This is a genomic window from Mycobacterium sp. NGS33 (assembly GCF_059812885.1).
The window spans coordinates 93,877-106,782 of the sequence record NZ_JCALDN010000011.1; the positions used below are offsets into that span (position 1 = coordinate 93,877).

Annotated in this window: 13 protein-coding genes; 5 read left to right on the top strand and 8 right to left on the bottom strand. The window is 67.6% G+C overall.

Translation table 11 applies throughout. The features are described from left to right. Nucleotides 1–45: 45 nt before the first annotated feature. Entirely contained in the window at nt 46–939 is an 894-nt protein-coding gene (locus AC5Y5B_RS17810) for an enoyl-CoA hydratase-related protein (protein WP_240631813.1), read from the top strand. Nucleotides 940–1,000: 61 nt separating this feature from the next. On the opposite strand, the gene AC5Y5B_RS17815 is transcribed toward AC5Y5B_RS17810, so the two are convergent. The 8 genes from AC5Y5B_RS17815 to AC5Y5B_RS17850 are packed head-to-tail and all read right to left on the bottom strand — an operon-like array spanning nt 1,001 to nt 9,698. Then, nucleotides 1,001–2,710, bottom strand: coding sequence for an FAD-binding protein (locus tag AC5Y5B_RS17815; RefSeq protein WP_500006044.1), 1,710 nt, complete (start codon nt 2,708–2,710; stop codon nt 1,001–1,003). After that, the gene (locus AC5Y5B_RS17820; RefSeq protein ID WP_112634307.1) at nt 2,707–4,101 is read right to left on the bottom strand and encodes an aromatic ring-hydroxylating oxygenase subunit alpha; all 1,395 of its coding nucleotides are present in this window, start codon (nt 4,099–4,101) and stop codon (nt 2,707–2,709) included. Before AC5Y5B_RS17820 ends, AC5Y5B_RS17815 begins: the two co-directional genes overlap by 4 nt. A 33-nt stretch (nt 4,102–4,134) precedes the next feature. Then, nucleotides 4,135–5,664 (bottom strand): acyl-CoA synthetase, encoded by a 1,530-nt coding sequence (locus tag AC5Y5B_RS17825; RefSeq protein ID WP_112634306.1) that lies wholly within the window; start codon nt 5,662–5,664, stop codon nt 4,135–4,137. A 9-nt stretch (nt 5,665–5,673) separates the two neighbouring features. Beyond that, nucleotides 5,674–6,546, bottom strand: a complete 873-nt coding sequence (locus tag AC5Y5B_RS17830; RefSeq protein WP_112634305.1) for an enoyl-CoA hydratase-related protein — start codon at nt 6,544–6,546, stop codon at nt 5,674–5,676. A 33-nt stretch (nt 6,547–6,579) separates the two neighbouring features. After that, nucleotides 6,580–6,816 (bottom strand): lipoyl domain-containing protein, encoded by a 237-nt coding sequence (locus AC5Y5B_RS17835; RefSeq protein WP_064950017.1) that lies wholly within the window; start codon nt 6,814–6,816, stop codon nt 6,580–6,582. Next, nucleotides 6,809–7,807: an alpha-ketoacid dehydrogenase subunit beta gene (locus AC5Y5B_RS17840; RefSeq protein WP_112634304.1), complete on the bottom strand. Its 999-nt coding sequence runs from the start codon at nt 7,805–7,807 to the stop codon at nt 6,809–6,811. Before AC5Y5B_RS17840 ends, AC5Y5B_RS17835 begins: the two co-directional genes overlap by 8 nt. Before the next feature lie 3 nt (nt 7,808–7,810). Further along, nucleotides 7,811–8,791 carry a thiamine pyrophosphate-dependent dehydrogenase E1 component subunit alpha gene (locus AC5Y5B_RS17845; RefSeq protein ID WP_112634303.1) on the bottom strand — a complete coding sequence of 327 codons (981 nt, stop codon included), beginning with the start codon at nt 8,789–8,791 and terminating at the stop codon, nt 7,811–7,813. A 43-nt stretch (nt 8,792–8,834) separates the two neighbouring features. Beyond that, entirely contained in the window at nt 8,835–9,698 is an 864-nt protein-coding gene (locus AC5Y5B_RS17850; protein ID WP_112634302.1) for a mycofactocin-coupled SDR family oxidoreductase, read from the bottom strand. A 258-nt stretch (nt 9,699–9,956) separates the two neighbouring features. Here AC5Y5B_RS17850 and AC5Y5B_RS17855 point away from each other — a divergent pair, with 258 nt between their 5' ends. The 4 genes from AC5Y5B_RS17855 to AC5Y5B_RS17870 all read left to right on the top strand — a co-directional run bounded on the left by AC5Y5B_RS17855 (nt 9,957) and on the right by AC5Y5B_RS17870 (nt 12,900). Continuing rightward, nucleotides 9,957–11,213, top strand: coding sequence for a CaiB/BaiF CoA transferase family protein (locus AC5Y5B_RS17855; protein ID WP_240631812.1), 1,257 nt, complete (start codon nt 9,957–9,959; stop codon nt 11,211–11,213). Between the two features lie 269 nt (nt 11,214–11,482). Further along, the gene (locus AC5Y5B_RS17860; protein WP_112634300.1) at nt 11,483–11,770 is read left to right on the top strand and encodes an ANTAR domain-containing protein; all 288 of its coding nucleotides are present in this window, start codon (nt 11,483–11,485) and stop codon (nt 11,768–11,770) included. Then, the gene (locus AC5Y5B_RS17865) at nt 11,767–11,988 is read left to right on the top strand and encodes a hypothetical protein (protein WP_133259269.1); all 222 of its coding nucleotides are present in this window, start codon (nt 11,767–11,769) and stop codon (nt 11,986–11,988) included. Before AC5Y5B_RS17860 ends, AC5Y5B_RS17865 begins: the two co-directional genes overlap by 4 nt. Nucleotides 11,989–12,045: 57 nt before the next feature. Further along, nucleotides 12,046–12,900 (top strand): helix-turn-helix domain-containing protein, encoded by an 855-nt coding sequence (locus AC5Y5B_RS17870; protein ID WP_112634299.1) that lies wholly within the window; start codon nt 12,046–12,048, stop codon nt 12,898–12,900. The last annotated feature ends 6 nt before the right edge of the window (nt 12,901–12,906 follow it).

A 12,906-nucleotide genomic window follows, 5' to 3' on the forward strand; every position in this document is an offset into this window, starting at 1 on the left:
CGCAAAGCGAACTCCGGTACGCCGGTCTCCGGTAACGTCACCGGAATGGAGCGGCGTGTCCTGGAAGCGGTCATTTATGAGCGTGAACCGCCGATAGCGCGGATCATTCTGAACCGGGTGGACAAGGCCAACACCAAGGACGCTGTCCTGGTCGGCGAGGTCGACAGTTGCCTGCACGAAGCCGACCGCGACAAGGACGTCAAGGTCGTTATCCTCAAGGCGAACGGCAAGGGATTCTGCGGCGGCCATGTGGCGCGCTGGGGCCCGGACGAAAACCCGTATCCGGATTTCGGGGACACGTTCGAGGACCTCTACAAAGGCACCGCCGATCTGTTTTTGTGGCCGACGCTGTACCTGTGGGAATTTCCCAAGCCGACCATCTCGCAGATCCACGGCTATTGCATGGGCGGTGGGATCTATCTCGGCTTGCTGACCGACTTCTGCGTCGCCTCCGAGGACGCGTATTTTCAGATGCCACTTGCCCAGAGCCTGGGCGAACCAGGCGGGCACACCATGATCGAGCCGTGGCTGCTGATGAATTGGCATCGCACCATGGACTGGTTGTTGCTGGCGCCGACCCTGACCGCGCAGCAGGCCCTCGACTGGGGTCTGCTCAACCGGGTGGTCCCGCGCGAGGACCTCGAGGAGACCGTGGAGGAGATGGCGCGAAAGATCGCCCAGATCCCGTTGACCACACTCATGGCGGTCAAGAACAACGTGAAGCGAGCATGGGAATTGATGGGCATGCGGGTCCATCTTCAGGTCAGCCACATCCTGACGAACATGGTTGGCGCCGCCTCCGATGTGCAGGCACGGCGGGCCGAGCTGATGCGCTCCGGGATGAAGCCACGCGAATTCGTCGACAGCGACAAGCTCGACACTAACAAGGTCGACGCTGACAAGGTCGACACTGACAAGAAGGATCCCCCGCCGGCGTGACGTTGGTTTCACGCTGGGCGCCGAACGTGAAGCTAACGTCACGCTCGGCGGCAATGCCCGCCTAGCGGCTCATCTCACCGGGGATCTTGCGTCCGGCGGCATGGCGGGCGGCGACGTAGCCGAACACCATCGAGCTGGCGATGCTCGCGCCGGCGCCCGGATAGGTGCGGCCCATCACCGTCGCGGTCGTGTTGCCGGTGGCGTACAGACCCTCGATCACCCGATCCTGTTCGTCGAGCACCTGGGCGTGTTCGTTGGTGATGACGCCGCCGCACGTGCCGACGTCGGCGGGCAGCACCCTGGTCGCGTAGTAGGGGGCGGTGTCGAGCGGGCCGATGGCGGCGTTCGGCCGGTAGCCGGGGTCGCCGAGGCAGTCGTTGTAGGCGGACTGGCCGCGGCCGAAGTCGGGGTCCAGGCCCTTGGCCGAGAATTGGTTGAATCGCTCGATCGTGCGCGCCAATTCGTCGGGGGGAAGATCGATCTGGCGGGCGAGGTCGGGAATGGTCGCGGCTCGTTTGACGGCGCCGGACTCGATCAGGTCCGGGGGCAGCGGCTGGTTCCGCTTCAGGGTTTTCAGGGGATTGGCGCTGGTGACGTATCTGCGCACGTATCCCTCGTCGAAGATCATCCAGCACGGCACCGCCTTGTTGGCGTACATCGCCTTGCCGACCTCGACGTAGGAGTTGGACTCGTTGCAGAACCGCCTGCCGGCCGAGTCGACGTAGATGGCGCCGGGGCGCTGGCGTCCGGAACCGAGCGAGGCGGCGACGGAGCCGCCATTGGCGATGAAAACCGAAGGCAGCCACCAGGCCTCGTCCAGCAGGTCGGTCTTGGCGCCCAGCCGCATCGCCGCCTCGAGCACCTCGCCGGTGTCGCCGGCGTTGGCGATCGACCACTTTCCTTCGTTCGGCTGGTTGCCGCTGTAGCGGCGGCGCATCTCTGCGTTGTGGCCGAAACCGCCGGCGGCCAACAGGACACCCTTGCGGGCCTCGACGGTCACCGGCTTTCCGTCGCGGACCGCACGCACCCCGACCACCCGGCCGTCGTCGACGACCAGATCCGTCATCGCGGCTTGTGTCCACAGCGGGGGATCGCCGTCGCTGAGATCGATCAGCGCCTTGAGCATCTGGGCGATCAGCGAGGCGCCGTTGGTGAGGAGCCGGCGCCGCCGGGCCCGGGCTATCGCGGTGCGCAGGAACACCCGCGACGCGACTGCGAAGGCGCGCGGTGCGCGGTTGAAATATTGGACCGACCGTAACTCGTTGGTCAGCACCACATACCCGTAGTTCTTGGCCAGCGGCGGCTGCACCTTGTCGCTCCACACGCCGAGCCGCGCGGCGTCGAACGGGATGCCCTCGACGGCGCGGCCGGAGGCGTTGCCGCCCTTGTGATTCGGGTAGTAGTCGCTCCAGCCCGCGCAGCGGACCAGTGTGACACCCTTGCGGATGAGGAAGTTGATCATGTCGAAGCCGGCGGTGAGGAACACCTCGCGTCGTTCGGGGGAGGACGGTGCGCCGATGTCGCCGACCACGTCGGCCAGGTAGGCCAGGCCGTCCTCGTGGGAGTCCGCGATCCCGTCGGCGCGCATCAGCGGGTTGTTCGGCAGCCACACGATGCCGCCCGACAACCCCGTCGAACCGCCCACCAGCGGCTGCTTTTCGATGATCAGCGGTTCGAGCCCGCAGTCCAGGGCGGTCAGCCCGGCGACCATGCCGCCCCCACCGCTGCCCGCGATGACCAGGTCCACCGAATGGTCCCACCGGGTGGTCATCGCGCCTCCGAGCCGAAGCCGAGGTCGACGATCGGCACGTCGATGGTGGTGTTGGTCCGCTGGATGGCGGGCAGCAGGGTGGTGTACGGCAGCCCGGCCAGGAAACCGTCGATGACGCGTTCGAAATTCGAGATCAGGCCTTCGATCTGATCGGACAACCGCATGAAGTCAAAGCCTGTGGAATGCAAGCCCTTCTGCTGCCGGGGCAGATTGGAGAAATCCTGGGCCGGGATGGGCGGCCAGCGCGGGTCGTCGGGCGCCATGGGTTCGGGAGGCGCGGGTTTGCCGGCCGATGCGTCGGCGGGAAACCGGGTCAGCGACCAGATTTCGAACAGCGTCTCCTCGGGCCCCAGCGGACGGATGCGGTACGAGGAGGCGCTGCTGTAGGTGGGCAGGATGAAGTGGTGCGGGAAGGCGAATCCGATCGCGTCGGTGATCCCGCGGCGGACGAGGTCGTTGAGATCGGGCATGGTGCTGCCGCGGGCGCGATGCCAGTCGACGACGGCGTCGTTGAGCGCGTCGCGCCACGCCGCCATCGCCGCGCTCGGGTCGGCGGGCAACTCGATGTGCTGCAGGCCTTCGGCGATGCGAATGTCGTTCTCATGCGTCATGCCGGCCATGCCGGCGCCGAGTGTGCGCATGAAATACAGGTTGCTCGCGACGACGGGATGTACTGCGGCGGAGGGCTCCCCGGTCTGCGCGGACGGCAGCAGCTGCGGATGGGTCTGCGGCACGTGGTAGCTCTCCATGAACGCCGCGGTCGCGAGTTTCCAGTTCACCGGCAGCCGGCACGATTGCCACCACTCCACCCGCAGCGCCTCCACCTGCCATGCGTCGTAGGTCGAGGCGAACGGTTCCATCCAGTCGCGCAGTGCCGGTGCGTCGTTGTCGAGGTTGATCCACACGCATCCGCCCCACAGCTCGCAGCGCACCGAGACCAGCTCCAGGTCCTCGGGACGCATGTTGTCCTCGGCGAACGCCTCGGGGCGCAGCACGAAGGTGTTGCGGCCGTCGATGCCCCAGCACCAGCCGTGGAAGGGGCAGACGAAGGTGCGCCGATTCCCGTTGCCCTCCACCAGCTTTACGCCGCGATGGCGACAGGCGTTGTGGTAGGAACGCACGGTGTCATGGTCGACGCGCACCACGATGATCGAGTCGTCGAGGATCTCGTATTCCACGTAGTCGCCCGGTTTGGGGATCTCCTCCAGCCTGCAGGCCATCTGCCATACCCGCGGCCAGAACAGCCGCGCCTCGAGCGCGTAGAACTCCGGATCGTAATAGCGCTGCTTGGGGATCCGGTCGGCGGTCTGCACCGCCCACGGCACCGGTAGCGGCGTCCAGTTCGCCGCCGCCCGGTGCGGGGTTCGCGGGTTGGAAGTCTCGTTGCCCATTCCTACAGCCATCTCGTCATCCCTCGGGTCACATCACACGATCCGCGACACCCGTCCTTGCCAGTAGCGGTCGCGCAGGCGTCTCTTGTAGAGCTTTCCGTTCGGGTCGCGCGGCAGGGAGCCGAATTCGACGGTGCGCGGGCACTTGTACCCGGCCAGGTGCGCCCGGCAATATTCGATGAGTTCGGCCTCCAGCTCGGGTCCGGGCGCCACGCCATCGGCCGGCTGCACGACGGCCTTGACCTCTTCGCCGAACTCATCGTTGGGAACCCCGAACACCGCCGCGTCCACCAGCTTCGGATGCATGACAAGCAGATTCTCCGCCTCTTGCGGGTAGATGTTGACCCCGCCGGAGACGATCATGAACGAAGAGCGGTCGGTGAGGTACAAATAGCCGTCGGCGTCGACATAGCCCATGTCGCCGAGCGATCGCCAGCCGCGCTCGTTGGACACCGATGCGGTTTTGGCGGGGTCCTTGAAGTATTCGAAGTCCGGTCCACCCTCGAAATAGAGTTCGCCGGATTCGCCGACGGGAAGCTCGCGCCCGTCCTCGCCGACCACGTGCACCGGGGCCATCGGAACACCCACCGACCCGGGATGGTCGAGCCACTCGCTGGGGCCGATCGTGGTGCCCGCGAAACCTTCGGTGCCACCGTAGTATTCGTGGATGATGGGGCCAAACCAGTCCATCATCCGGTGTTTCACGTCGACCGGGCACGGTGCGGCCGCGTGAATGACGCACCGCAAGCTGGAGACGTCGTAGCGCTCCCGAACCGGCGCGGGCAACTTGAGCATGCGCACGAACATCGTCGGCACGAACTGCGCGTGGGTCACCCGGTGGGCCTCGATCAGGCGCAACATCGCCTCGGCGTCGAATCTGGGCATGAGGACCGACGCTGCGCCCACCCGGTTAACCGCCATGGTGTAGTTCACCCCGGCCGCGTGATACAGCGGTGCGGGGGACAGGTACACGCTCGAGGAGTTCATAGCGTATTTGTGAATGAGCGCCAGTTCGAGCACCGACTGCGCCCAGGATCCGTTGCCGTCGACGGGAAGCGGCCGCCGCACCGCCTTGGGCCGCCCGGTGGTCCCGGACGAATACAGCATCTCCGATCCGTCCGAAAGGGGTGGGGGCTCCCCGGCCGCCGCCAGCGCGTCCTCGTAGGATCGCCAGCCGGGCAGCGGGCCGCCGACCGAGAAATGCGCGACCACCACGGCGTTGGCGTTTCGGATGTGCGCGGCCAGTTGGGGCATCGCGGCATCGACGAACACCGCCTTGGCGTCCGAGTCGTCGATGACGTAGCTGACCTCCTCGGCAAGGAAGTGGGTGTTCACGGCGGTGTAGTAGAGGCCGGAAAGTTGGGCGCCCCAGGTGATTTCGAGGAACTCCGGGCGGTTCGGCAGCACCAGCGCAATCCCGTCGCCGCGGCGCAGCCCCGCCCCGTGCAACGCGGCGGCCACCCGCCGGCTGCGGGTGTGCAGTTCGCCGAACGAGATCGTGCCGCCGTCGGTGATCAGGGCCGGCGACCCTGCGGCGGCGATCGCGTGCTCGGCGATGTTCACCGGCAATCCCTAAGTTGTTGCGGCGCCGTCGGTCTGGGCGGCCGCCGCGGCCTGGCGGCGGGCATGCTCGGAGGGCAGCACCTTGTCCTTGAAGACCGTCTGGATCAGCTGCTGCACGTCCTTGCTGATCGAGGCGAGCGCGACGAGGTCGTTGGAGCTCTGCCAGTGCACCCGCATGCCCATCAGCTCCCAGGCGCGTTTGAGGTTGGCCTTGGTGAGCATCAGCGTCGTCAGCGGCGCCTGGGCGATATGGCGGGCGATGGCGTCGACCCTGCCGTCGAGCTGGTCGCGCGGGACGACCTCGTTGACCAGGCCGACGTCGAGGGCCTTCTTGGCGTCGATGACCTCGGCGGTGAACAGGTAGTAGGCGGCCCGGCGCCAGTTCATGAAAACCCAAGGCTCGATGGAGCATTCACCCGACGGCATCCCGAACCCCTGCAGGGGCGGGTAGGAGAAGTAGGCATCCTCGGAGGCGATGACGATGTCGGTGGTCAGGCCCATGTGCGTGCCGCCGCCCACGCAGTAGCCGTGCACCTGCGCGATCGTGGGCTTGGAAAACTCCCACAGGTTCAGCGTGGGCTTGACGAACAGATCCGACTGCGCCTTCCACGGGTGCCCGGTCACCATGGCGTTCTCCACGAACGACGGGTAGTCCACCGCGTTGTTGCCGATCGCATGTCCCGAACAAAAGCCCTTGCCGTTGGCTTTGAGCACCAGCACCTTGATGTCGTAGTCGCGGTCGGCGTCGGCCAGCGCGGCGTCGACCTCTTCCGCCAGCTTCTGATCCTGCGCGTTGGCCTTTTCCGGCCAGTTCAGCGTGATGCGGGCGATCGGGCCCTCTTTTTCGTAGATGATTCTCTCGCGGGTCTCGTTGAGATCCATGCGGCGCTACCTTTCCTCGTTAGCTTTTCCTCGTTAGGGCGTGATGACGCCGATTTCGGCGCCGATGTCGTAGGTGGTCCCGACCTGACCCGTCCAGCGCACAGTGCCGGATGCCCCCGCCTCGATTTCCTGTTCCACCTTTTCGGTCGCGATGACGTAGATCGGCGTGCCCGCCTCGACGTGCTCACCGGCGCCGACCAGCAGGCCGGTGAGTTCGGCCTCGGACACGGCCACCGAGACCCGCGGAATGCGAATGATGAAGTCAGCCATGCACCTTCGCCCTCTGCAGCGTGCGCTGGGCCGCCGCGACGATGCGTGCCGGCGACGGATACACCTGCGCTTCGAGCGCGGGGGCGGCCGGATTAGGCACGAACCGCGCGGCGGCCCGCTCGATGGGCGCGGCGAGTTCGCCGAACAACTCGGCCGACAGGAGGGCGGCGATTTCGGCTCCGGGGCCCGCGAATTGGACCGCATCGTGCACGATGACGGCGCGGTGAGTGCGCCGGACGGAGTCGACGATGGCGTCGAGGTCCAGCGGCACCAGCGTGCGCAGGTCGACGACCTCGGCGTCGACGCCCTGGTCGGCCAGGGTGGCCGCCGCGGCGAGCGCGTCGTGCACGCAGCGTCCGTAGCCGATCAGGCTCACGTCGGTGCCGGGCCGCTTGATGTCGGCCTGGCCCAGCGGGATCGAGAAGCCGGGCTCGACGGGCACCGGCCCCTTTTTGCTCTGCAACCGGATGGTTTCGACGAACAGGCAGGGGTCGGGGTCGAAGATCGCCGTGGTCAGCAGACCTTTGCCGTCGCGCGGGGTGGACGGCACGATCACCTTCATCCCGGGAACGTGCATGAACCAGGCCTCGAGGCTTTGCGAATGCGTCGCACCGGTGGCCAGCCCGGCGTACACCTGGGTGCGCACGGTGATCGGCGCCGACGTGCGGCCGGCGGTCATGAACCGCAGTTTGGCGGCGTTGTTGATCAGTTGGTCGGCGGCGATCCCGATGAAGTCCATGATCATGATCTCGGCGACCGGCAGGAGCCCGTCGATGGCGGCGCCGATGGCCGCGCCGAGGATGGCGGCCTCCGAGATCGGGGTGTCCAGGACGCGGTCGTGCCCGTATTTCGTCGAGAGCCCGGCGGTGGGACCGGATGCGCCGGGATCGGCGATGTCCTCACCGAGCAAGAACACCCGTTCGTCGGCCGCGAGCGCCTGGTCCAGCGCGAGGTTGAGCGCCTCGCGCATCGTCATCTCGGTGTCGCCCATGTCCTACACCGGAAACCCGATGGGCGTCGCGTAAACGTCGCGGTCAAGCTCGTCGACCGATGCCGCATCCGCGGCCATGACGGCGCGCAGCGCGCCCTGCACCGCCGCCACCGCCTGCGCGTCCATCCGGTCCAGCTCGTCGCCGCCGCAGCTGCCCGTCTCGGCGAGGTAGGAGCGGAACCGGGGCACCGGATCGGCGGCCATCGCCGCCTCGAGTTGATCCTTGGGCATGTAGGGCATCCGGTCGCCGAAATAGTGGCCGCGGAAGCGGAAGGTCACGCATTCGATGAAGGTGGGGCCGGCGCCGCCGCGGGCGCGCTGCAGCGCCTCGTCGAGCGCCGCCTTCACCGCCAGCGGATCGTTGCCGTCGACGCGCACCCCGGGCATCCCGTATCCGGCGGCCCGATCGGCCACCCGCTCGAGCTTCATGGTGTCGCCCGTCGGGGTCATCTCCGCGTATTGGTTGTTCTGGCAGACGAAGACCATGGGCAGGTCCCAGAGCGCGGCCATGTTGGCGGCCTCGTGGAAGGAGCCGGTGTTGGTGGCGCCGTCCCCGAAGCTGACCACCGTGACACGGTCGAGCCCCTTGCGTTGGGCGGCCATCGCCAGGCCCACGGCCACCGGCGGCCCGGCGCCGACGATGCCGGTCGAAAGCATCACGCCCACCTCGGGTTTGGCGATGTGCATGGTGCCGCCCTTGCCCCGGCTCGCGCCGACGGCGCGGCCCATCATCTCGCCGTAGATCTCCTCGAGGGGGACCCCCTTGCCGATGAGATCGTGCAGGCCGCGGTAGGTGGTCACCAATTGATCGTCGGGCCGCAGCGCGACACCCAGCGCCGCGGCGATCGCCTCCTGGCCGCGGGAGGGCCAGTACACGCACATGAACTCGCCGGTGCCGATCCCCGTGGACAGCCGGTCGTCCGCCGCCTTCATGAGCACCATCAGTTCGTAGAGGCGTCGTAGGATCTTGCGGTCCTCGGTCATCGTGGAGTCCCGTTGCGGTGCATGACGATTGGGGTCACCTCGGTCACGCGCCCGACCACGGCTTGACCTTGAGGAAGCCGCCGCCGTCCACGCGCAGTTGCTGTCCGGTGATGTAGCGGGCGGCGTCGGAGGCGAGGAACAGCACCGCCTCGCTGATGTCCTCGGGTTCGACGTAGGGGATGGGCATCGCCTGGACGAACGGGAAGATCGGTTCGGCGTCCTCGCGGGTCGGCTCCTTGAGGTCGGGGCGGAAGGCCCGGTACATCGGCGCGCTGTGCAGCATGTCGGTGTTGACGTTCGTCGGGTGCACCGCGTTCATCCGGATGGAGAACGGCGCCAGCGCCAGGGCGAAGTCGTTGACATAGTGCGCCGCGGCCAATTTCGCGAACGCGTAGCCCGCTCCGCCGGGACCGCCGTCGATACCGGTGGTGTTCATCGATGACATGAACGCCGCGTTGGAGCCGATGACGACGATCGACGCCCCGGCCTGCAGGTGTTTGAGGCTGGCGTGCACCAGGTTGAGCACGCCGATGAGGTCCACGTCCACCGCGTCGGCGAAGGCCTTCGGCGGCAGTCCCGCGGTCAGTGGGCAGATGCCGGCGTTGGCCACCACGATGTCGAGGCGCCCGAGCTCGGCGACGCCCTCATCGATGGCCGCCGACAGGGCCACGCGGTCGCGGACGTCGGCGACCGCGGTGTGCGCGCGCCGCCCCTCCTTCTCCACCAGCCGTGCCGTTTCGTCCAGGTCCTCGGGGCGCGCCAGCGGATACTCATTGGTGTCGATGTCGGTGCAGAGATCCACGGCGATGATGTCCGCACCTTCGGCGGCCAGCATCCGCGCGTGAGAGCGGCCCTGCCCGCGCGCGGCGCCACTGATCACGGCCACCTTGCCCGTTACCCTGCCCATCGCCCGTTCCTTCGTCGGTGTCTACATCGCGATCCGCGTTGGCACCCAACGCCATTCGCCGTCACGACTGATGCTCGAGCGGCAAGAATCCGACCGCTGTCCCGTCCGCGGCGCGGCGCGGCGCGCGGTCACCGCGGCGGGCGTCGCAGTGAGACCTTCGGTCGGCTGCATCGCATCTCTTCCCCGAAAAACTGCGCTGACCTGCAGATGGGCTATCACTACGCCCAAGACTAGCTAGAATATCTAAAATAGCAAGGAATGAACACGACGAGGGGGTGGGCGATGCCTGACGTGCACGGCGGGGTCCTGCGCGGGGTGCGGGTCGTCGAGCTGGCGTCGTGGACCTATGTGCCCTCGGCCGGGGCCGCCCTGTCGGACTGGGGTGCCGACGTGATCAAGGTGGAAGGCGTCACCTCCGGTGACCCGGGCCGGGCGCTGGTGGTCGGCGGCTTCACCCGGGAAGCGGCCCGGCCCGACGCCGACTTCATCCTCGAGCTGGGCAACCGCGGCAAGCGCAGCATCGCCATCGACATCAAGTCGGACACGGGTCGCGAGTTGTTCGGCCGGCTGTTGGCCAGTGCCGATGTGTTCTTGACCAATTGGTTGCCCGGCGCGCTCGAACGCGCCCGGCTGACCGTCGAGGACATCCGCTCGTTCAACCCGAAGATCATCATCGCGCGCGGCACCGGGCTGGGCGTCCGCGGTCCCGACCGCGACCGCGGCGGCTTCGACGCGGCCACCTATCTCGCCCGCGGCGGGGTCGCCTACACGCTGACACCGTTCGGCAGTGAGACCCCTGCGGTGCAGGGGCCCGGCTTCGGTGACCTGCAGGGCGGGGCGACGCTGGCCGGCGGCGTCTGCGCCGCGCTGTTTCACCGGGAACGCACCGGCGAACCGACGATCGTCGACTCGTCGCTGCTGGCGCAGGCGATGTGGTCGATAGCGCCGTCCATTTGCGCGGCCGACTTCTTCGATATCGACGGGATCCCCGGTGCGCCGCCCGGCCTGGCCATCAACCCGCTCGTCAACCGGTACAAGACCAGCGACGGCAGGTGGATCCAACTGGTGTTTTTGCAGCCCGACAAGTTCTGGGCCGGCTTCTGCCGTCGCATGGGGCTCGCGGAACTGGCCGACGACGGGCGATTCGTCCCGTCCAGCAATTTGATCGCCAATGCGGCCGCGGCGACCGAGCTGCTGGCGAATACCTTTGCCCGCCACGACCTCGCGCACTGGCAGGCGGTGCTCGCAGACGAACCGGGCGTGTGGGGTGCGCTGGCGACCCCGCGGGAAACCCTCAACGACCCGCAGGTCGAACCCAACGGCTACGTGGTCACCAACGTCGACGACCACGGCGAGAAGTACCGAATCGTTGCCGCCCCAGTGCAATTCGACGAGACGCCACCCGCTCCCGCCCGCGCCCCGGAGCACGGGCAACACACCGAAGAGATCCTGCTGGAACTCGACGTCGACTGGGACGAGATCGCCAGGGCGAAGGAGGCCGGGGCGATTCTCTAGGAAGCCGGTCGGTCGGGTGGCCGTCGCGCTAATTGCGCTGTTTCACAGCCTGTTTCGATACCACAAGTCGCGAATTTCCGTGGTGAGCAGCCGATCCCGAAACGGTCACAGCCGCGTATCAATGTCAGTGGTGCACTGGCACAACGCGACGGATCCGCAAATCATTGCACAGGGCGCCTTTTGGGGATTGCGGCCGCGACGACGCGCACGGATTCCTGCCGCTATGCGAGTAGCGGTTTCGCCAGGGCGCAGCAGGAGGTATCAACAGCATGACGACGAACTGGGTCCCCGCCCAAACTTCGTGCGGCCCGAACTCCGGCCGCATTCTCGACACCGCGCGGGGCATCCTCATCGGTCTTCGCCGGTGTCCTTCCGACGCCGCACTGGACGAATTGCACGGCGCGGCAATCCGGCACAAGGTGCCGGTCTTCGCCATGGCTTGGGCGCTGGTCCACCTGGCGGGCGACGGGGAGGAGACACCGAGCTTCGTCGACGCGCAATCCGCGGCCCGCCGGGAGTGGGGTCCGCTGTTCACATCCGCCGCGCTGACCGGTTGAGCGCGCACCAAGACGTTGGGGCGGCCGAGCTTTCGAGGGGTAACCCGGCCGCCTCCAACTCCAACAACATCGACCCGAAAACCCGTCCGGAGGGGGGTGCCGCCGGGCTGCGGCTGCACTGGCCGACACGGGCGCGGGGTATGCGGCGGTGGCGGATGGGCCGCGGGTCGATCCGGTCCGGTCCGGAGCCCGACTACGGGATCAACCTGCTCCGCTGAGACGGCGTCGGTGGGACAATTGCCGGCGTGTCCGCAATCGATCGCGTGGTGACGCCGATGGGTGCGGGGCCCAGGCTGCACCGCCCGCGCGGGCCGCTGGCCGACCACGTCGAATTCTTTGGGCATTGGTTGCACCGCGGGGGCAGCTATCGGAGCCGGGCGCTGCCACGCGGGGCGGTGACGGTCGTCTTCGACGTCGGCGACCGACAGCGACTGGATTTCTATGCCGCCGACGGCACAACCGAACTGAGCGTCCCGCCGGCGTTCGTCACGGGACCGCAGAACGTGTCCTACGTGTCGGACATCGCGGCCGACGAGCCCGTCATGGCCATCCATTTCCGGCCGGGCGGCGCTTTTTCGTTTCTGGGCAGGTCGTTGAGCGACCTGGCCGGCGGGCCCGTCGGCATCGGCGAGATCTGGGGCGGTGCGGGACGCGAACTGCACGAGCGCTTGATCGAGGCGCCGTCGATCTCGGACAGGTTCGCGCTGCTCGAGCGGTTCCTGCTCGCGCGGGCGGGCGCGTCGAGGCAGCCAGACCCGAGCGTGGGTGCCGCGATGGCCGCCATCGAGGCCGATCCCTCGGTGCGCTTGGCGGAAGTCCGCCGCATGACGGGATTGTCCACCAAGCGGCTCATCGCGCTGTTTCGCGCCGAGGTTGGGTTGGCGCCAAAGGAATTCGCCCGTGCTCGCCGGTTCCAGGCAGCGCTGAGCCGGCTTGGCGACGACGCGAGCGGCGGCGCCCGCATCGCGGCCGAGCTGGGATATTTCGACCAGTCCCATCTGGTGCGCGAGTTTCGCGCGTTCAGCGGTATGACGCCGACGTCCTACCGGCGGCGGCGAATCCTGTTGCCCAGCCACGTTCCGTGGGAGGGGCACAAAAATCCAAGACCGCGCGGCCCGGCGCGCCGATGATGACCA